The sequence below is a fragment of the Planktothrix serta PCC 8927 genome, from assembly GCF_900010725.2.
In the GTDB taxonomy this organism is placed as follows: domain Bacteria; phylum Cyanobacteriota; class Cyanobacteriia; order Cyanobacteriales; family Microcoleaceae; genus Planktothrix; species Planktothrix serta.
Map to the genome: position 1 here is coordinate 35263 of NZ_LR734826.1, position 20767 is coordinate 56029.

Genomic DNA, 20767 nt, shown 5'->3' on the forward strand with positions numbered 1-20767 from the left:
GTCATCAGTTATCAGTGAAAGAAGTTAAATTAAGACTTGACTAATTAATGATCACTGTCAACGATTTCATAACTGGTAACTGATATTAATGAATTGGAACTCCATTCAACAACAGAATCGTTTTTGGTCTATGAAAATCAAAAGGTTAAAATCTTTAACTCGTTCAGTTCACAGTCAAATTCAAAGAATTAGAATTGGAAAAATTACCCGTTTTCAACGATATTTAGCCTTATGCTGCTGTTGCGTTTTTCTAGGATTAACCTTAATTCAATTTCCCGTGCTTTCCACTTCCGTTAATATTGCCACATTCAGACAAGAATCATCGGAAAATTTATTAGCCCAGGGAATTGTTAATCCTGCGAGTGCGATTAGTCATCAACGAGAATTTCGAGGAGTTTGGGTCGCCACCGTTGCCAATATTGATTGGCCGTCTAAATCTAATTTATCCGTTGATCAACAAAAATTTGAACTGATTGCCATCTTAAACCGGATGCAAGAATTAAACTTAAATGCGTTAATTCTGCAAGTTCGTCCCAATGGCGATGCGTTGTATAGTTCCAGTTTAGAACCTTGGAGTGCGTGGTTAACAGGATCTCAAGGAACTCCCCCAAATCCCTATTATGATCCGCTACAATTTGCGATAGAAGAAGCTCATAAACGCAATATTGAATTACACGCTTGGTTTAATCCTTATCGCGCTAGATTAAGAGGAAATGCTCCCTTTGCTCCTAATCACATGGCTTCAAAATTCCCCCAATATACTTATCAATATGGGGATTTAGTTTGGATGGAGCCCGGTGCGCGGGAAGTTCAAGATCAAACGTTTAATGTAATTATGGATGTGGTACAACGTTATGATGTTGATGGCATCCATTTAGATGATTATTTCTATCCTTATCCTAAAGAAGGAATTCCTTTTCCTGATAGTCAAACCTATAATTCCTATCGCGCTGCGGGCGGAACATTAGGGTTAAAAGATTGGCGACGTCAAAACGTTAATCTGATGATTAAACGCATTCATGATGGTATTAAAGCGACAAAACCTTATGTTAAATTTGGTATTAGTCCCTTTGGAATTTATCGCCCTGGCGCAGCGCCCGGAACGGTAGGATTAGATCAATATGATTCTCTCTACGCCGATGTTAAATTATGGATAGAACAAGGCTGGATGGATTATTTATCACCCCAATTGTATTGGAAAATTGATCCGCCTCAACAAAGTTATCCAGTATTATTAGATTGGTGGTTACAACATAATCCCCAACGCCGTCATATTTATACCGGAAATTCTCTCTATCGTATTGAGAACGAATGGCCGATTTCTGAACTGCAACGACAGATAGCAATTTCTCGACAAAAGTACCCCCAATTGTCTTTAGGAAATATCTTTTTTAGTATGAAGATATTCCGGGATAATCGTCAGGGTGTAAATGAGATTTTCAAAAGTGCGGTTTATCCAACTCCAGCCTTAGTTCCCCCGATGCCTTGGTTAGATAATCAACCCCCAGAAACTCCAACAATTATTCAATCGAATTCTGGAATCATTTCTTGGAGCCCTTCTTCCGCGAGTGATATTCGTTCTTGGTCTATTTATCAACAATTTTCTAACGGTTGGCAGTTAGTTAAAGTTGTAGATCAAGCTACAACATCTGTAAGAGTTCAACCCGGAAATTATGCAATTCGTGCGGTGGATAGACTGGGGAATGAAAGCGTTGAACAGGTTGTTTCTGTGTCCTAAACAAAGGAGACTCAAAAATTCGGTTTCTTGAACTATACCCCCTTAATCTCTTCCTTTGTGTCTTTGTGTCTTTGTGGTTGCTTCTACAGAAAAAAATGGCGAAGGTATTGTTTGAGAAACCGGGTTTTGAGTCTACTTCATCCCATTATATCTGACTAGAAATTAATTTTTTCTAATCAATTTTGCAAAATTGAAGATCACTCAATCACTTTCAATATAAGGAATCGTAAAATGGAACTGACTGCCTTGATTTTTACCAGAGGAATCTGCCCAAATTCTCCCGCCCCAGCCGTTAACAATTTGTTTGCCGATCGCTAATCCTAAGCCCGTTCCACCCACACTTCGACGCAGTGACCCTTCTTCTTGATAAAATCGTTCAAATACTGCGTCTAAACGATTCGGTTCGATTCCCCGTCCAGTATCGGAGATCGTCACTTCTATCATTTGATCACCATTACATTCAGCTTTAATAGTGACTTTACCATCAGAATTCGTAAATTTACAGGCATTATCTAATAGTTTGGAAAGTAATTCTACTAACCATTCGCCATCGGCTTGAACTAAAGGCAAATCCGAGGGAACTTTTGTTTCAATACCCGGAACTTGATTTTTAGAATTGTGGGTGCGAATGCCACTAATAGCTAAATCAATACATTCTTTTAACCTTAATGATTCAGGATTCCAATCGACTCGGCCACTTTCTAAATGGGATAATTTTAAAAAATCTTGGACTAATTTTCTTAATCTTTCGGCATCAGTTAAGGCTGTATCTAACATAATTTTTCGCATTTCTACAGGCATATCCGGCTCTTGATTCAAACTTTCTAAACAAATTAAAATTGTCGATAAGGGAGTTCGCAATTCATGTCCGGTAATGGCAATTAAATTACTGCGAGTGCGTTCTAAGGCTTCTAATTGTTGGTTTAAGTCTTCTAAATTTGCATAGGTTTCCGCTTGAATAATAGCAGCACCCAGTTGAGTTGCGATCGCATCTACCATTGACAAATCATCTGCTTCCCAAACCGAATGATTACAATTACATTGATGTAATTCCACCATTCCCAAGAGTTGACCTTGATATAAAATAGGAATCATTAACCAGCCTTTAATTTCCCATTTTTGAGAAATTTTCTTGAAGGATTCTTGAGATTTAGCAGTTCCATTCTGAGTTGTTGTAATCCAGTCTAAATCAATTTTATCAACTTCACTAATATAAACTCGTTCTCGGCATTTAACCACTTCTTGAAATAAAGGATTTTCTCGCAAAATCCAAGTTTTTCCCATCAGAGAAATCACATCACCACATAAATATTCATTAGAAATTTTAGCAGAATTATCCGTTGCTTTGCAGCGATAAATTAAGCAACGACAAGCTCCCATTGCTTCCCCTAACTGTTGTGTTGCCACTTTAATCACTTCTTGAGGATTTAGAGATTGGCGAATTGTTGCCGTAATAGAATTAACTAAACGTTCTTTTCGTTCTTTAGCCGCTAAAGAACGATAGACTCGTAAAAGTTTATGTTGACCTGCTTGTAAATAGGTGACTAAACGATGAGCAAACGGATCATTGAGGGAAGAAGAACAACCTTTAGAAACGCTATTTGATGGGGTGCGAGTTGAAGATTTTTTGCTTTTTTTAGTTCCTGAACGAATGCCATAAAGATTAAAAGCTTGTTCTACTTTTTCAGCTAATTCAGGACGGTAATATAAAACCCGTTCTAAGAGAAGTTCTGCAACTTTAAGACAGACTTGACGATCCGATGTCCAAATTCCTTCAAAGGGACGAGCTTGATCCATTAATAACTGTTCTGGCATATCAGAATTTTGGACTAAATCTTCCCGTTCAATACAGACTAAACAGGTTGAATAGTGTTGTCCTAAAACCAATAAATTCCATTCTCGACTCAGTTGCTCTTTTGAAGAAAATGCCACCATTTCATGAACACCAGAGGAGTTTTTAAATTCCGTTTCGGGTGCCGCCATTACATACACCTGGGGCGTGATGGCGGAAATTCTACGGTAACGGTGAGCTTCTTGAAGATAAAATCGTTCTCGTTGAAAGGTAGCAATAACCAGAGGTTGGTCAGTTCCCGCTAAAACTTGATCCTCCATCGCATGAGATAGAGCCGTTAAGGAGGATTTAAAATAAATTTGGGGTTTTAAACTGGGCAAAAACTGCACCAATTCCATTAATACCGAAGTCGAGATACTCATCTAGGGTCTCTGATGCTGAAGCTACAGCAAACGATTGATACTGTCCTGATTGAGTTAGATTTTCCCATTTTATTAAAAGTTTAGCAGGTTTGAACTATCCCGTCTTCAGTTGCCAAAAATTAGGCTGTCAGCGAAAGCTAACAGCCTGTCCAATGTCCGAAATAGCGAGAGTAGAGTTAGAGTCTAAACTGGGTTTTTCCTCTCAGGTCTTCGTCCCAAGGCACTTTAATGAATTGATCGTTTTCCCAATCTGTCGGATAAATGGGGGGAATCCGAATATGATTAGATCGAACTAAGACTAACCAACGTCCATCGGTCGTCAAATAACCCAATTCGGCAATATAATCTCGATCACTCATGGGAATGGAGATATACCATTCTCGCGTCATCTCGTCACATTCATATTCTTGCAGGGACAATGGGGGATGGGAGTCGAGATCAATTCCGGTGACGTCATAAACCCGCAAAACCAGGTATTTTCCGCCTTGGTGACGTAAATGTTCTTTATGTTCGTTGGGAATATCCCAATAGGCATAGGCCCAATTTGGATCACGGGGTAGCAGGAAAATCTGACTCTGGCCATAACCATTGGGTAGTGTTGGAAGTCCTTGGTCTACATCTGCAAGAGAGGGTTCAAATTTTATCTCTCTTCCGAGGTTAAATTTAGTCGCCGCTACATCCGTTTCTGAACGAACATCTTGATGAGCAATTCCTAATTCTAATTCTACTTGCTTTTGTTCCGGTTCTACTATTTCTGAAACGGGTATTTCTAATTCCGTTAACTTCTCATCAACCGTGACAATAGTTAGAGATTCTTCCTCAATAACGGGTTCTACAATAGTAGATTTAATTGAAATATCCGGCTCTGATTCTACTATTTTTGAAACGGGGATTTCTAATTCCGTTAACTTCTCATCAACCGTGACAATAGTTGGAGATTCTTCCTCAATAATCGGTTCTACAATAGTAGATTGAATTGCAATATCCGGTTCCGGTTCTACTATTTCTGAAACGGGTATTTCTAATTCCGTTAAATTCTCATCAACCGTGACAATAGTTGGAGATTCTTCCTCAATAACGGGTTCTACAATAGTAGATTTAATTGAAATATCCGGTTCCGGTTCTACTATTTCTGAAACGGGTATTTCTAATTCCGTTAAATTCTCATCAACCGTGACAATAGTTAGAGATTCTTCCTCAATAACGGGTTCTACAATAGTAGATTTAATTGAAATATCCGGTTCTGACTCTACTATTTTTGAAATGGGTATTTCCGATCCTGTTAAATCCTCAACGGGTGTTTTTGTTGTTAAAAATTCCGTAATTACGGCTTCAGCTTCAGTTTCATCAATTTCCTCAATTAATACCGCTTCAGAAACTTCCTGAATAACCCTTTCTTCAATCGGATAAAATTGCTTCTCAGTAGACGTTGCTGGACTGAAAAATTCTGCTTTTGGTTGTAAATTTTCTTCTAATTGAACCGTTTCTATCTGAGTCCGTTTGGCAAGAACAGTACGAGGAACAGAAACAGAATGAACAGTAGCCGAGACTGGAGTTTTCAGAGATTCTATAGACTCCTTGAAATCTATTTCTCCCCCTAATACTGGACTCGAAGAACTCTGAGGTAACTCCGTTAGAACATCAGATTTTGTAGATAATGGAGGAGGAATGCGATCGCTATTGGATTGTTGAGTCTCCGACTTAGAACGTTGAGTTTTAAGTTGTAAACTAATCCATAATCCTAAAAACGGAATAAGAGGCAGTAACCACCACAACCAAATCGGGATTTCCCTTTCCGTCGCCGGAATTGTTGCTTGCTGTACTTGAGAGGATTGCCCGACTAAACTGTCCTTTTTCGTGTTAGGTTGGGGTGAAGGAGAATCAATCTTGCTCAAGAGGATCTGTTCTTGAGAATTGAACCCTACCCCAGAATTTGACATCGGTTTCAGCTTGAAATCCCATTGCTCGTGATCATTCAAGCGTTGTTGATCAATATTAATATTCCTAACCTGTTTTTGAGACCGCAACGACGACTCTGGAAGCGTAGCAGCAGAAGTGACGCTAGAGTTAGAGTTCCATCGGGAAGCAGCCCAGGAGACGGGACTGGTCGCTATTGATAACAATAACGTTAAGGTCACTATCGATGTATCTTTTTTATTTAACAACATAGATAGAATCGCAAGCTGATAATTCCTAATTTAACTGAAAATCATCATAAAAAGATAGGAGAGTGGAAACGAGCGTATCTTCAGACGTGAGAGGAAACCTGGCCCCTAACGGATTAAACTAGAGTTTAATTCCCTTGATGGATTAAAAAATCCCCCATTGATTAAAATTAAATTGACACTCTCAGGTCTGAAGACACTGAGATTCTGCGGACAGAATTAATTTAATTTAATTCTCGCTACGATTGCCAAAGATCGTCTACTGAGTTGATCAAGCGATATACCCAATCTTCCCGATACTTTTCTCAGAATATTAGCTGCCCCATTTAGGTCAGCATTAACAACAAAACCATCAAATGTCCGATAAAGACCACGCTTAATTCTGTTTCCAGATGCTTTCCACCCCATCGGTTTTTCACCGTATTTGGGTAGGGAGTCTCCANGGCATCCTAAACCCCTAATTTTTAACCTGACTTAAGTTTAAAACGTCTGTAAAATTTGAACAGTAGGCGGGTAAGTTATAAACCGCAGGATGAACCGGATTTTGATAAGTAAAATGACGATAATTAAGGCAAAATCTATCCCATTCTGCCATTTCAATTCTAAATAACCAGATAAAAAAGTTAGCCAAACTCTGCGATAAATTAAACCGGAAATAAATGGGTTTTTTGTAATATTGACAAGCGGTTTCTATAGCTTGATTTAAGGTAATTGCTGGATTTCCTAAAACAAATTGTTCTGTTTCTTGAAATTTAGGAGGATGATTCACTAAATAATAGATGACTTCTGCAATATCGGCCGAATGAATAAAATGAAAACTCGCATCCGCTTGAAACCAACGAATTAAATTTATCCATTTAACAACATCAGCAATACCCCCGGATAAATGAGAATAGGGTTTATTAGCGTCTCCTCCTAAAACTAAAGTCGGAAATAAGACCCTCAAAGGAGGTAAACTAGGGGCAATTTCTAATAATTCCTGTAAACATTCATATTTTGTTCTAATATAATCCGTCCCAATTTCTCCCGCTTCGGGTAATAAATTGTTATTTTGACCTAAAATACTAGCCGTTGAAAAATATAAAATTTGCTCACAAATTTGAGGATTTAATAGTTTAACTAACTCTAAATTCGCCTTAACATTAATTTCTAAAACCTCTTGATATCCGCCCCAAGCTGTAGCAATTAAAATAGCACTATTAATGGTAGATAATAAATCTTGAAATTGATTGATGTCTCTTAAATTACCTACAATAATATTAACATTAGGACGACTCTTATAATCAAATCCTAATTTATCGGGATTTCTAACTAATAGAAATAATTCATCATCCGTATTTTGCATCAATTTCTCGACAATATAATGACCAATACAACCACTAGCACCCGTAATAAAAATTCGCTTTTTCATATTATTAATAATTCCTCCTACCGTGATAATGGGCGGGTTTAGATAATCTGTTGGTGGGTATTAAAAATTGACTCAAACCCGCCCCTACAACCGCTATAAATCTTGAATATATCCTCTTTGTGTCTTCGTGCCTTTGTGTTTTTTTTAGAAAATTAACCCTACCAAAAACTCCCGAAATTGGATTTTTAGGGGCGGGAAAACCCCGCCCTTGATGCGCTGAAGCGCAACAACAAATTAAGCGTTCACGCTCAATAATTTATCCGCTTGTTTTGCCGTTTCAAAGAAATAGGCAACGTTTTCTTCTGGGGTATTTTGCAGAACACCATGCCCTAAATTCAGGATATGACCTTGATTTCCGGCTTTTTTAATGGTGTCTAAAATGCGATCGCGGATCATCTCTTTTGAGCCAAATAAAATACAAGGATCAAGATTTCCTTGCACCCCAATATTTTGACCCATCCGTTGACGCGCATCCGCCATATCAACCATCCAGTCAACACTAACAAAATCAAACCCGGTTTTAGCCATTCGTTCTAATAATCCCGAACTACCATTAATATAAAGAATTAAGGGTGTATCAGGATGGGTTTGTTTAACTTGATCAACCACTCGTTTTTGATAGGGAAGGGCAAAAACTTCATAATCTTGAGGGCTTAATTGACCCGCCCAAGAATCAAACATTTGAATCACTTGAGCGCCAGAATCAATTTGATAACGCACATAAACAGCGATCGCATCTGCAACTTTTTCTAAGAATTTATGCAAAATTGCAGGTTCAGAAAATGCCATTTTTTTAATAATAGCATAATCTTTAGAACTCTTGCCTTCAATTGCATAAGCCGCTAACGTCCAAGGAGCACCAACAAACCCTAATACAGTGGCTTGATTTCCCACTTCCCGACGTAAAGTTTGGAGAATTTCCCGAATAAAAGGCAGGGTTTCTTCCGGTTCAATGGGATGCAGTTTTTCAACTTGTTCTAAACTGCGAATTGGAGGAGTAATAATCGGCCCTTTACTTTCGATAATATCGAAATTAATGCCAATTCCAGGCAGAGGCGTTAGAATATCAGAAAATAAAATCACGCCATCCGGTTGAAAAGCGCGGAAAGGTTGTAGGGAAATTTCAACAGCGATATCCGTTTTTTCGGAGCGCTCGCGGAAGGAAGGATATTTTTCCCGTAGATCACGATATGCTTTCATATAGCGACCCGCCTGTCGCATCATCCACACGGGGGGACGATCCAGTTTTTCACCACGAGCAGCACGCAACAGATAGGGAATTTGGGTCGATTCGGTCATCTTAACGTTACTAAAAGTTTAAAAAAGTTTTTAGGCCAATCCTTAGCTTACCACTGAATGGGTTTGACGGTTGACGGTTGACTGGTACGGACGGGGAAACCCCGCCCCTACAATTAATTCTGCTTCCCTATTTCTTACCTTCTGGCGGTGGACAGTCAGGGTGAATACCACCTTGAGCGCAAATGTATTGAATTTGGTTATTATCCAAATTAATTGCGTTGCTAAAATCTACCTTTTTGAGACGGTTAGATTTGGACATATCTTCTGATGTCGTAATAAATTGATCCGGTTTATTTTGTTGAGAAGAAACAAAGATAGCACCTTTAAAATTTGTTCCGTCTAATTTTGCTCCTTGAAAATTAACTAAACTTAAATTTGCATTTTTTAAATTAGCATCTTGCAAGCGAGCATTTTTAAAGTTAGAACCTGTGAGTTTAGCTGAAGTCAAGTCTGCTTCTTGTAAATTTGCTCCGGTAAAATTAACAGCAGATACATCAGTATTTTTGAAGTTAGCTTGTTTTAAATTGCTCGATTGAAAATTAGCACCTGGGGCTTTCGCTTCACTGAAACGAGCGGTTTTTAAATTCGTATTAGACAAATTAGCACTGGCTAATTCTGCTCCTGTGAATTTGGCATCAGTTAGGTTAGCCCCTTGTAAATTTGATCCCAATAATTGAGCCTTGCTGAAATTAGCTCCGGTTAAATCCGATGAGGATAAATTGGCTTTATTGAGATTTGCCTTTAAAAAATTGCTGTATTTTAACAACGTATTACTCAAGAAAGCTCCGGTTAAATCAGCCTCCGTTAAATCAGCCCCACTTAAATCTGAAACCCAATCATCAAAGGTTTCCAGTCGTCCATCTTCCCCTGCACTAGCAAAACGACTATTTTTTAAACTAGCTTTAGTGAGATTAGTATTTCTAAAGTTAATTCCCGATAAATCGGTTTGTTCTAAAACTAGAGTAAATTGAACAGGTGGGGTTGTATTTTGTCCTAAATCAATCCGACTTAAATCGGTATTATGAATAAATCCTCCATAGACTTTAAGGATTTTAGCGATCGCTCGTTGGGTGGCTTGTTGTCGCCGTCCTGTTAACTGTTTTTCTTGATTCTCTGCCCCAAATTGCATCGAATCTAAATCATTTTTTAGAGCTTGATTTAATCGTCTTAAATGGGGTAAAGCTTCCGGGCCTGTACTCACTAAAGCTTGTTGAGTAACATCAATTAATACAGGGTTTCCTTCCTGAGCCAATAAATCTACTAATAAAGGAATCGCACGAGGATCTTTAATCGCGCCTAATGCTAAAATTGCCCCTCGTTTTTGAGCAACATCCGTAGAAGCGTTAGGGGACAATTTACTGACTAAAGCTAGAAAAACTTCATTATCCTGTTGTTGAAATTCCCGACGGTTTGCTTGATTTTGAATATAAATTTGAGTCCCCACAAACGTTCCTAATACTGCCGCTAAACTAGCACTACTAACAATAATTAGAGTTAAACCCGGATGTTGACGCATCCACGCCCATAAATTAAACTCCTGCTTGCCTGTTTCTGGGGTAATAACAATGGCATGAACCCCATCATCTTCTGCGACCCAATCATAATTTGTAAAGGGATTAAACACTAAAATAGGTGGGGCTTCTTGTACAGAAGTTCCTGCTAATAAATCATGTCCAGTCCGACCTTGAAATCGTTTGGCAATCAGAGCATCTCCCAGTAACGTTACACCGGATAAAGCCCCTAAAATTAATAAATTCGGATAAGCACCCGTGACTTGCCAAAGACCATAAGCGATCCCCAAGGTCATCCCCCAACGTCCGATGAATTCTCGACTGATCGCCCGTCCCCATCCAGGGGGAGAACCATTGGGATTGACCACTTGCACCCCAAACCACAATTTGGGCAAGGTTTGGCCCCGTTTGGCTAAAAGATAGAGTTGCCATCCTCCCACCACCATCGGCAGAAGTAACGCACCTGACCAGAATAGATTGGTTAAGGGGGCGACTTTAGGACTGCGATCGCGCACCGGAATCCCCAAAGTTGCCGCAACGGTTTGGGATGTCACTCGGACAACGGGATTGAGGGGAACAGGTTGAGAACTGCGGTTAGAGACAACACCCAGGGTAAAGGGAATTAACCCACTCACTGCCACTAAGGAAACTTCCGCAACCAGCGCTCCCCATCGACGTACCCAAAAGGGCAATGACTGGGACGGGACATCTGGCCAAGATGAAGGAGATTGAGATTGATCGGTGTCTCTACCTAAAGTGGGGCTTGTCATAGTTCAAAATTCCCTGATAGGGGTCGTTAAGATTAATCAAGATGGAGAACTGTTAAAAAATCAATATGCTATAGCGAGTTTATTTTAACCCTAAACCCAAGTGCAAGCCTCGAAACCACAGAATCAGAAAGCCATGACCAGAAGCTGATCACTTCATTATGTAGTGCAGAGGTCTCAGTAATTGTCTATATTTAGCATTTGGTAAAAGCGAGTTCGATTCCCGCCACCCGCATTAATAGCCTTCCAGCCTAGACTATAATTGGCGCAAAAACTTTTGACAGTTGGTGTTGAAGATTTAAAAGTCTGTTATCCTGTCTACCATTACGAGTCAAATGCGAGTCAAATACCATGCAAGAGAACCCCCAACGTCGTAAGGGCCAGGTAGGAATTACCAGTGACCGTGGCCGTTTAAAATTGTCATTGCCAAGAAGTTTATATAACGGCCAACAACGATACATTCACTTACGCTGTCCTGATTCGCTGGAATTTCGGGTTAAAGCTGCAAACGTAGTCAAGCAAATTGAAATAGATATTGCTAATGGGATTTTTGACTTTAGCTTTGAAAGATATCTAAAGATGATTAATGCTCAACAGCCACAGTTAACCATTATTCAGTCAATAAAAAAACCTGAATTGTCCTTACAGCAATGTTGGGACTTATATTTTGACTATAAAAAACCGAGTTGGAAAAAAGGGGAAGATGGGACTAAATCAACGATGGATTATATGGAAAAGTTAGGAGATTATATTCACAACTGTTCAGTAACAGAATTTGACGCTTTAGCAGTTCGGCAGTGGTTCTTAGACAACACTACAGAGTCTATGACTAAACGGTGTTTAACCCATATCAACGCGGCTGTTAAGTTTGCCATTAAACATAAAAGGATTAGTTTAACCAGTAGTCCGTTTGAGGGAATGCCTCAAGAGTTAACCCATCATTATGAAACTGAATCAGCACCGATGGCGTTATCTTTAGAGGAAAAACAGAAAATATTTGAAGCGTTCCAAAACCACAGAGGCAACTGGAACGGACGAGGTTATACGGGTTACTCATACAGTTATTACTACCCGTTTGTTAAAGGGTTATTTTTGATTGGTAGACGACCGGAAGAGATTTGTCAGTACCGATGGAGTATGGTTAAATCTGGTCTTTTACACATTCCTGGACGGATTACAAAAACTGGACGCGATGGTAAATTCCCTCTGTACAGTGAATTAGAGGAATTATTAAACAGCATTAAACCGGAAAATCCAGACCCTAATGCTTGGGTGTTTCCTAGTCCAAAAGGGTTAAAAATTAGCTATGGAAACTTTAGTAATAAAGCTTGGAATAAAGTTGTTGACCCTTTATTTCCCGACCGAAACTTAACGCCTCGGTGTGGACGAGATACCTTTATTACTGAACAGATTATCTTACACAATCGCTCTGAAAGTGTTGTTGCCAAATGGTGTGATACATCCTCTGATGAAATCCGACGGCGTTATTTAGGGGATGCTGCAATTTATGACTTACGGCCGGGAAGTTTTAGTGATTGATTCAGGATGCTAATCAAATCAAACGTGGATGCTGCCTTTAGAAATTGTCCTAACGTATGCGCGTAGCCCTATACCGTGCAAAAAATTTTTTGAACGATTTTTGAACGGTAAAAAAAGGCATTAAAGTAGCTATACTCTCAGGACTTAGAAACCCCTATGCTTTAAACAGCGTAGAGGTTTCAGTTCTTGCCTATAGGTGGTGTTTTGGTAAGCGGGTGGCGGGAATCGAACCCGCATTAATAGCTTGGAAGGCTATAGTTTTACCACTAAACTACACCCGCGTTGTCTGTCACGATTTCTAACTATAGCATAAACTTCAGAAATGTAAACCCAGTTCTCAAACTTTTTTTTGAGGACTGGGGAACACGAGACAGACATGACCTAAGATGCCGAGGATTCAACGGTTTGCTTCGGTTTGAATTGTACCGATAGATAATTGATGGCCTGTTTAACAAAGGACTGTAATAAACTCGCCTGTTGATTTTGCTGAAAGACCGTTTGTAGGGTTTTCTTGAGATTATCCCAATTCAGACTGGGATTATCAGTGGCTTCTAATTGAATTTCCTGCGCTTGGAAATACTCAATTAAACTCAACCCCGCAATTCGGGTTAAATAGGCTGCACTCACCCCCTGAACCAGACTTCCAGCAATAAACGTTACAGTATTACTTTTTAATAACGAGGTTAAGGTTTGGGTGGAGATTTCCACAAGCCCTAATTTCAACATCTGAGTGCTGATTGTTGTTGCAACTTCTTGACCTTGTTGAAGGGAGAATTTTTGTTGATAAATCGCCCCTAAATCCATGACTAATTGGGCATTAACCGCCGCCGTTGCTAACATATCTAAAGCTGGAACTGGATTCGCCACCGTTGCGGCTGCTGCAATCCATTGATATTGTTCAATCAGAGGTAACGCCTGTTCTCGACGCATTTGATTAACAATTTCTTTGGCTTCCTGTCGCAATCCTAACGCTTCTCGATAGGTTGTTGCTAATACTAAGACTTGCTGTTCTTGACTTACAATAGAATCGAGGTGTTTTGTTAAAGAATCCAGGATCGGTAATTGCGGTTCTAGCCATTCTTGAACAGTCCCATCCTCTTGATGTTGACGGACTTTCACCGGATTCGGAGAGGCTGCGATCGCAACAATATCATCCGAAGATAACACCCCAGTTAACGTGGTTTTTAACTGTTGTAAAATTACAGGTTGATCGCCAATTAAATATTGATCTTGCTTATTCCAAACTAAAATAACTCGATGATGATTTGCTATCAGTCCAGAGAGGATTTTAAATTCGGGGTCAGTTAAATCGGCGGCAGTTATAAATAGAACTATATCCGCCACCGTTAATAAATTGGGGAGAGAAGAATCTAGTTCTGCAACTGAAACTTCTGTCAAACTTAAGGTCTGAGGGTGTTGAGTCAGCCAGTCCGACTGTAACCTTTGTAACAAAGCCGTTTTTCCCACACCTTTGTTACCCGTAACGGCGATCCGCAGATCTGTTCGTTGCAGGTGAGTGTTGAGTTGATCCGTTTGCTGTTGCAGGGCTTCTAAACGGCTATTCTGAGTAGGGGATTCTGTGGCCAGACGTTGGATCAGAGTTTGAGTCTGGGCGATCGCTTTTTCCACTAATTCCTGATTTAAAGGGACTGGAGGAGGCGACAATTGCAGAGCTTCTGTCCCNTAAACCTAATCCCGTGTAAATCACAAAGTTGTTTTACACGGGATTTTAGTTTGCCCAAAGGCATTTGAACAAATTTTTGATTATTCAAATTACCTAGATTAGCATTAATTTTAAACCCTTCATTCCAACCCATTACTAAAGTTCCAATACCATATTTGAGGCAATGGTTGATCACTTGTTTAGCTGCTTTATTAACACCATCACGCATTTGGTGATTGCGTTTACGAGTTATACGGTCTAACCAATTATCCCAATATCCTTGAGATTTACCTTCTTTGCGTGTTGATACTTTTTTATTCCAAAGTTGATTCATAGCTTTCATTGCCCTGGCATCAATTAGAAAGGAATTTCCCAAGGTATCAACACAAGCTGCTAAATTATCAGCAGTTCCTAAATCAATAGACAAGGCTTGATTACTATCTAATTCATGTTTCTGTTTTTCTACTTCATAAGATATTTCCAAATAAAAAGCACCATTTTTGGGAAGAATAGTAAACTCTTTAACTTTTGAATAGTCAACATTTGATGGCATAGGTAAGAAAAATTCAGATACTCCAAACCATCTTTTAACCGTTAATCCTAAAGAGAATCTAAGTTGACCATTAATTATTGTTGGTCTTTGTCCTCCCGAATTAGGATAGGCAACCTTGAACAATTTACAACCTTTGAGATAGCCGGGGGGTTTAGGTCGAAAATGTAATTGACCTTTTGTATACAAATCTCTCAAATTTTTAAAAGATTTGAAAGATTCTGTTACCGACATCAAGGTTTGTTGCATCGGCGTTGATGGCATTGATTGTGCTAATAAAGACTTAGCTACCGATGGCTCAAAAGCTAAATTAAACTTTCCTGTTAATAATTTACCTGTCTTAAAAAGGGTTTGACGGGCAAAATAAATTCCTGTGTTGTACAATTTACCTGATTGTTGACAAAGATATTCTAGTAAGGCACGGGTTTCAGGGTCGGGAGAAAGTAAAACTTGCTGTACTCCCATTGTCTTATTAGCTTTAGCCATTGATTCGACCATCACAGCTTTGTTAATTTCTCTTTATGGTATCATGATTCAATAAGACTCAAGGGGAATAAATTCCCTTGAGTCGTGTTTCCTCTCAGGTCTGAAGACGCGCTCGTTTCCACACTCCCATCTTTCTTTTATGAACAGGGGGGATTAAGATTTGTAAAAAAGATGGTTTGAAGAGGCTAACAATGATGAATTATTGTAAGTATTGCAATCTTAATAATCTCTTGTCAACCCTGGCAATTCTTAATTCTTCCTGCCTAATTTTTAATTGTTTTTATTCTTCATCACGAGTATCATCTACATAACCCGGAGAGGATTTATATAAATTATCTAATTGATTTCGCGCATCTTGAACGGACAAAGATCGCATCACTAACAAAGGTTCATTAATTAAATTTCCGGTTTCATCTAGCAGTTCGGGATGGAGCATTTTCTGCGTTCGCCCTGAGTTCATTGACCCGCCATAATTGCGAGGTTCGTGAAGTTTCTGGGATTCCAGACCCACTGTTAAAAGACTGTGAATTAAGTTACGAACAGCCAGAAAAGCTATAACGGTAAAAGCCAGGATGTAAACCAAGTGTAACATTTTTATCTCCTTAAGGGGTAGGGGTTGTGCAGTTAATGTGAAGCTGTTTTCATGCCAGCAAGGGTTTTGTTATTTTAAAGGTTTAGCCGGGGGGAGGTGAAAAGTTCCTTCACTTAGATTTTGACATACTCTCTGATTGAATCGAACCTTTTGGTTAAAAAAACTCGATCAATGTTTGACTCATGATCAAGCTTGAGGGGAAAAACTTCTGTAAAATATCTATCGGATTGGCAAATATTAACTTAGAGGGAATAAAGATTAGATTTGCCCCAATAGAACTTGTTTTTCCGGGGATTTACCCTCTAAGCTTAATTTTTAACTTGATTGGCTTGTTCGATGCGAAAGCGAGCCGCGACTTGCCAACATTCCGTTAAGAGTTTATGCCAAGGCATTAATACAGTCATTTCAATTCCAACTTTTCCCTCCGTTACCTGAAACAGAGTTTTAGCAGCACCGACTTCCTGTTGGGCTTCTCTAATCCGGTTTAGGAGGTCAGACTGTTGTGGCTGAGTCAAAAAGGACATCTCCTCTGTTTCCAAAAGATGCCGTGACCGTTGAAACCAGTATTCAAAATCCTCTAACAACGGTTGTAATATCGTTTTCAGAAGTTCGGATTCTTCAGGCAAGTTGGGACTTAGCATGGATTGTTTGATTAAAACTTGACTTCAGATAATATTAACACTCTTTACAATTCTTAATATTTTTTTTAATAAAAGTTTTAGGGGTGTCGGGTGTCGGGTGTCAACCGTCAACCGTCAACCGTTAAAAGTGAACCGCCAACAATTCCCATCTTCTGTACAATTGGATCAATAAACTTTTATTGTAGTGTTGTAATTTTAATCAATGTCTATAGCAGAGTCCGATGGTTCTCAAGAACCATTAGAGAAAAAAGTCCATTTGCCCAAAACCAGTGAATCTGAAGCCTTAAAGCGGATTCGCCATACAGCTTCCCACGTTATGGCAATGGCGGTACAGAAACTGTTTCCCAAGGCACAAGTCACCATAGGCCCCTGGATTGAAAATGGGTTTTATTATGACTTTGATAGTCCTGAACCCTTTACCGAGAAGGATTTAAAAGCCATCCACAAGGAAATGGCTAAGATTATCAAGCGGAAACTCCCCGTAATTCGGGAAGAAGTCAGTCGGGAAGAAGCCCAACAACGCATCCAGAAAATAGGAGAATCCTATAAACTGGAAATCCTCGAAGGCTTACAGGAACCGATTACCTTGTATCATCTAGGTGATCAATGGTGGGATTTGTGTGCAGGGCCACACGTTGAGAATACCCTTGAGATTGACCCGAATGCGATTGAACTCGAAAGTGTAGCGGGTGCTTACTGGCGAGGGGATGAAACCAAAGCCCAACTGCAACGGATTTATGGGACAGCTTGGGAAACTCCCGAACAATTAGCCGAATATAAACGCCGCAAGGAAGAAGCCCTCCGACGTGACCATCGCCGTTTAGGGAAAGAGTTAGGCTTATTTATCTTTTCGGATTTAGTCGGGCCAGGATTACCCTTATGGACACCGAAAGGAACCCTATTACGGAATACCTTAGAGAATTTCCTCAAACAAGAACAACTCAAGCGGGGTTATTTAGAGGTAACGACTCCCCATATTGGCCGGGTCGATTTATTTAAAACATCGGGACATTGGCAGAAATATAAAGAAGATATGTTCCCGATGATGGCCGAAGATGAGGAAGCTAAGGAAAATGAACTGGGGTTTGTCCTCAAACCGATGAACTGTCCTTTTCATATCCAAATTTATAAAAGTGAATTACGTTCCTATCGAGAACTTCCCATGCGTTTAGCGGAGTTTGGGACAGTTTATCGTTATGAACAATCAGGAGAATTAGGCGGGTTAACCCGGGTTCGAGGGTTTACAGTCGATGATTCCCATTTATTTGTCACCCCGGAACAGTTGAATGATGAATTTATCAAAGTTGTAGATTTGATTCTTTCAGTGTTCAACAGTCTACAACTGAAGAACTTTAAGGCCCGATTAAGTTTCCGTGACCCTAGTTCTGATAAATATATTGGCTCTGATGACATCTGGGATAAATCAGAAACGGCTATTCGTCAGGCGGTGGAAACCTTGGGAATGAACTATTTTGAGGGTATCGGAGAAGCCGCATTCTATGGCCCGAAATTAGACTTTATCTTCCAAGATGCTTTAGAACGGGAATGGCAATTGGGAACCGTTCAGGTTGACTATAATTTACCGGAACGTTTTGATTTAGAATATGTGGCCGAAGATGGGACTCGTCAACGTCCGGTGATGATTCATCGTGCGCCCTTTGGCTCTTTGGAACGATTAGTGGGAATATTAATCGAGGAATATGCCGGAGATTTCCCCATCTGGTTAGCCCCAGTGCAGTTTCGGTTATTACCTGTAAGTCAGGATTTCTTACCCTTTGCTCAAGAGATTGCTCTCAAATTACGGTCGCTTGGGGTTCGTGCTGAAGCCGATATTAGTAATGAACGCTTAGGGAAATTAATTCGCAATGCTGAGAAACATAAGATTCCTGTGATGGCGGTAGTCGGAGCCAAGGAAGTTGAGTCCAATTGCTTGAATATTAGAACTCGCGCGGATGGAGAGTTAGGCGCTATTCCTGTTGGGGATGTAATTACACGGATGCAACAGGCTATTTCTAGTTACAGCAATTTCTGAATTGAGTAACGGTTTAGAGTGACACCCAAGCCGATAAATCTGATATTATCGGTTTGGCAAGACTATACGCTGGATTTAACAATGACTGAAGCATTCGAGTCCCTTTGGGCAGTCCCCAGGGGGAAATCTAATTTATATTCTATTTTGACGACTTTATCCCCTAATCAAGTCGGGGTCAACGGTATCTTTCGGGTGCTTCAGTTATTGAAAACTATAATAACTATAAAAAAAACCCAAAAAAATTATGAGTACAACCAAAAAGGAAGTAGAATCTTTGTTGAAGAACCTACCAGATAATTGTTCTCTGGAAGATGTGCAATACCATCTTTATGTAATCGAAAAAGTTCGTCATGGACTTACGATTCACGAAAACACCAGGAATCTCATACAAGAGGAAGCAGAAGGTTTATTAAGTAAATGGGTTATCAAGTAGTTTGGTCGCCTCAAGCCATTGATGATATTGATGCAATTGCTGCTTACATTGCACGGGATTCAATTTCTTATGCGGCGGCGGTTGTCCAGAGAATCATTGAGGTTACGCGCAACTTGAGTTCATCTCCTGAAGATGGAATCATGGTTCAAGAATTTGGCGATGAGAACATCCGTGAACAATTTGCTTACACCTATCGAATCATTTATCAAATTCAAAACGACATTGTTACCATTGGAGCCGTGATTCACGGTAAAACGTTATTAAAATTTGAATTGAGTCAACAATAGATTCATTCCATCCCCGTAGAGACGCGCCCTGGCGCGTCTCTACCATTTTTTAGGCTGATTTAAGGTTTGACGAAAGGTTTTTGCGGCCATTAAAGGATTAGGATGTTGTACAGATTCCGCTAATACAGCTAAATCGAGATGGGGAAGAAGTTCGCTAGAGTTAATTAATTCATATCCTGATGTTTGCTGAAATTGTGCAAAATTTTCAGACCGGAAATGATAAACCAAAAATTGATTATTTTGCCAAAACCAAACCTCACGCACTCCCAATCTTTGATAAACTTCTAAGCGATTAATTCCCCCACTGGTAATCACAACTTCTATCGCTAAATCAGGAATTTCTTTATTAATTCCAATACAATAACTTTCATCCGGTTCAGTTCCCCCACGTTGTTCGGGGTTCCGCAATGTCATCGAACCTGTAGGATAATATTCTGTATCTGTTTCTAAAAAATAAATCAGTAATAAATCCCCTATTCGGGTTTTAATACTTTCATGATTGCGACTCGGTGACATAACTTCTAAAATTCCATCTAAATAAGTTAAACGAAACTCCAAACTATCCTCTAATTGAGTTAATAGGGTTTCATAATATTGCCAACTCACCTTATCTGTGATGTAACGAACCTCTGAACCTTGTAAATTTTCTTCAGAATTAAGAAACGTTTCCAGTTTACTCGCTAACATCGTTAAATCTCCTCTTTAACAAAATTATATCAAAAACCCGTTGTTGCGCTTCAGCGCTATAATTACTGATTTAATGTTTGACGGAATGTTTTTGCAGCTATTAAAGGATTAGGATGTTGGACAGATTCCGCTAATACAGCTAAATCGAGATGGGGAAGAATTTCACTTTTATGGATTAATTCATATCCTGATGTTTGCTGAAATTGTTCTACATTTTTAGACCGAAAATGATAAACTAGAAACTGATTATTTTGCCAAAACCAAACTTCATGCACTCCCAATCTTTGATAAACTTCTAAACGATTAATTCCCCCACTGGTAATCACAACTTCTATCGCTAAATCAGGAATTTCTTTATTAATTCCAATACAATAACTTTCATCCGGTTCAGTTCCCCCGCGTTGTTCTGGGTTCCGCAATGTCATCGAACCTGTGGGATAATATTCTGTATCTGTTTCTAAAAAATAGATTTCTAAAAGGGTTCCAATTCGGGTTTTAATACTTTCATGATTGCGACTCGGTGACATAACTTCTAAAATTCCATCTAAATAAGTTAAGCGAAACTCCAAACTATCTTGTAATTGAGTTAATAGGGTTTCATAATATTGCCAACTTACCTTATCTGTAATGTAACGAACCTCTGAACCCTGTAAATTTTCTTCAGAATTAAGAAACGTTTCCAGTTTACTCGCTAACATCGTTAAATCTCCTCTTTAACAAAATTATATCAAAAACCCGTTGTTGCGCTTCAG

At 39.4% G+C, this 20767-nt stretch carries 16 protein-coding genes and 1 tRNA gene; 5 read left to right on the forward strand and 12 right to left on the reverse strand.

The genetic code is table 11. The annotated features are described in order from the left end of the window. Nucleotides 1-88 precede the first annotated feature (88 nt). Nucleotides 89-1738 carry a glycoside hydrolase family 10 protein gene (locus PL8927_RS01810; protein WP_083616966.1) on the forward strand — a complete coding sequence of 550 codons (1650 nt, stop codon included), beginning with the start codon at nt 89-91 and terminating at the stop codon, nt 1736-1738. Between the two features lie 201 nt (nt 1739-1939). Here PL8927_RS01810 and PL8927_RS01815 read toward each other — a convergent pair whose 3' ends face one another. The 5 genes from PL8927_RS01815 to PL8927_RS01835 form a co-directional block, all read right to left on the reverse strand. Continuing rightward, nucleotides 1940-3952 (reverse strand): DICT sensory domain-containing protein, encoded by a 2013-nt coding sequence (locus PL8927_RS01815; RefSeq protein ID WP_083616968.1) that lies wholly within the window; start codon nt 3950-3952, stop codon nt 1940-1942. A 176-nt stretch (nt 3953-4128) separates the two neighbouring features. Next, the gene (locus PL8927_RS01820) at nt 4129-6090 is read right to left on the reverse strand and encodes a DUF4912 domain-containing protein (protein WP_197047285.1); all 1962 of its coding nucleotides are present in this window, start codon (nt 6088-6090) and stop codon (nt 4129-4131) included. 484 nt (nt 6091-6574) lie between these two features. After that, nucleotides 6575-7528: an NAD-dependent epimerase/dehydratase family protein gene (locus PL8927_RS01825; RefSeq protein ID WP_083616971.1), complete on the reverse strand. Its 954-nt coding sequence runs from the start codon at nt 7526-7528 to the stop codon at nt 6575-6577. A gap of 234 nt (nt 7529-7762) precedes the next feature. Next, entirely contained in the window at nt 7763-8827 is a 1065-nt protein-coding gene (gene hemE, locus PL8927_RS01830) for a uroporphyrinogen decarboxylase (protein WP_083616973.1), read from the reverse strand. A gap of 127 nt (nt 8828-8954) precedes the next feature. Continuing rightward, nucleotides 8955-11108 carry a pentapeptide repeat-containing protein gene (locus tag PL8927_RS01835; protein ID WP_083616974.1) on the reverse strand — a complete coding sequence of 718 codons (2154 nt, stop codon included), beginning with the start codon at nt 11106-11108 and terminating at the stop codon, nt 8955-8957. Between the two features lie 348 nt (nt 11109-11456). On the opposite strand from PL8927_RS01835, the gene PL8927_RS01840 reads away from it, so the two are divergent. Continuing rightward, nucleotides 11457-12644: a site-specific integrase gene (locus tag PL8927_RS01840; RefSeq protein WP_083616976.1), complete on the forward strand. Its 1188-nt coding sequence runs from the start codon at nt 11457-11459 to the stop codon at nt 12642-12644. 210 nt (nt 12645-12854) lie between these two features. Here PL8927_RS01840 and PL8927_RS01845 read toward each other — a convergent pair. From PL8927_RS01845 to PL8927_RS01865, 5 genes are all read right to left on the reverse strand, one after another. Continuing rightward, nucleotides 12855-12925: transfer RNA gene (locus tag PL8927_RS01845), tRNA-Gly, on the reverse strand. A gap of 100 nt (nt 12926-13025) precedes the next feature. Continuing rightward, complete coding sequence (locus PL8927_RS01850; RefSeq protein WP_083616977.1) at nt 13026-14309, reverse strand: slr1306 family protein; 1284 nt, start codon at nt 14307-14309, stop codon at nt 13026-13028. Then, a complete protein-coding gene (locus PL8927_RS01855; protein ID WP_456319732.1) occupies nt 14285-15355 on the reverse strand; it encodes an RNA-guided endonuclease InsQ/TnpB family protein in 1071 nt (356 codons plus the stop codon). The genes PL8927_RS01850 and PL8927_RS01855 overlap by 25 nt, the downstream gene beginning before the upstream one ends. 268 nt (nt 15356-15623) lie before the next feature. Next, nucleotides 15624-15935 carry a DUF2973 domain-containing protein gene (locus PL8927_RS01860; RefSeq protein ID WP_083616979.1) on the reverse strand — a complete coding sequence of 104 codons (312 nt, stop codon included), beginning with the start codon at nt 15933-15935 and terminating at the stop codon, nt 15624-15626. Between the two features lie 308 nt (nt 15936-16243). After that, nucleotides 16244-16576, reverse strand: a complete 333-nt coding sequence (locus PL8927_RS01865) for a DUF2605 domain-containing protein (RefSeq protein WP_083616980.1) — start codon at nt 16574-16576, stop codon at nt 16244-16246. 202 nt (nt 16577-16778) lie between these two features. On the opposite strand from PL8927_RS01865, the gene thrS reads away from it, so the two are divergent. The 3 genes from thrS to PL8927_RS01880 all read left to right on the forward strand — a co-directional run bounded on the left by thrS (nt 16779) and on the right by PL8927_RS01880 (nt 19328). Continuing rightward, nucleotides 16779-18608: a threonine--tRNA ligase gene (thrS, locus tag PL8927_RS01870; RefSeq protein WP_083616982.1), complete on the forward strand. Its 1830-nt coding sequence runs from the start codon at nt 16779-16781 to the stop codon at nt 18606-18608. A gap of 244 nt (nt 18609-18852) precedes the next feature. After that, the gene (locus PL8927_RS01875) at nt 18853-19041 is read left to right on the forward strand and encodes a hypothetical protein (RefSeq protein ID WP_083616985.1); all 189 of its coding nucleotides are present in this window, start codon (nt 18853-18855) and stop codon (nt 19039-19041) included. Beyond that, nucleotides 19026-19328: a type II toxin-antitoxin system RelE/ParE family toxin gene (locus PL8927_RS01880; protein ID WP_083616986.1), complete on the forward strand. Its 303-nt coding sequence runs from the start codon at nt 19026-19028 to the stop codon at nt 19326-19328. Before PL8927_RS01875 ends, PL8927_RS01880 begins: the two co-directional genes overlap by 16 nt. Before the next feature lie 39 nt (nt 19329-19367). Here PL8927_RS01880 and PL8927_RS01885 read toward each other — a convergent pair whose 3' ends face one another. Together PL8927_RS01885 and PL8927_RS01890 are read right to left on the reverse strand one after the other, a co-directional pair. Next, nucleotides 19368-20015 carry a Uma2 family endonuclease gene (locus PL8927_RS01885; protein ID WP_083616988.1) on the reverse strand — a complete coding sequence of 216 codons (648 nt, stop codon included), beginning with the start codon at nt 20013-20015 and terminating at the stop codon, nt 19368-19370. Between the two features lie 62 nt (nt 20016-20077). Then, nucleotides 20078-20713, reverse strand: a complete 636-nt coding sequence (locus tag PL8927_RS01890) for a Uma2 family endonuclease (RefSeq protein ID WP_083616990.1) — start codon at nt 20711-20713, stop codon at nt 20078-20080. Nucleotides 20714-20767 lie beyond the last annotated feature (54 nt).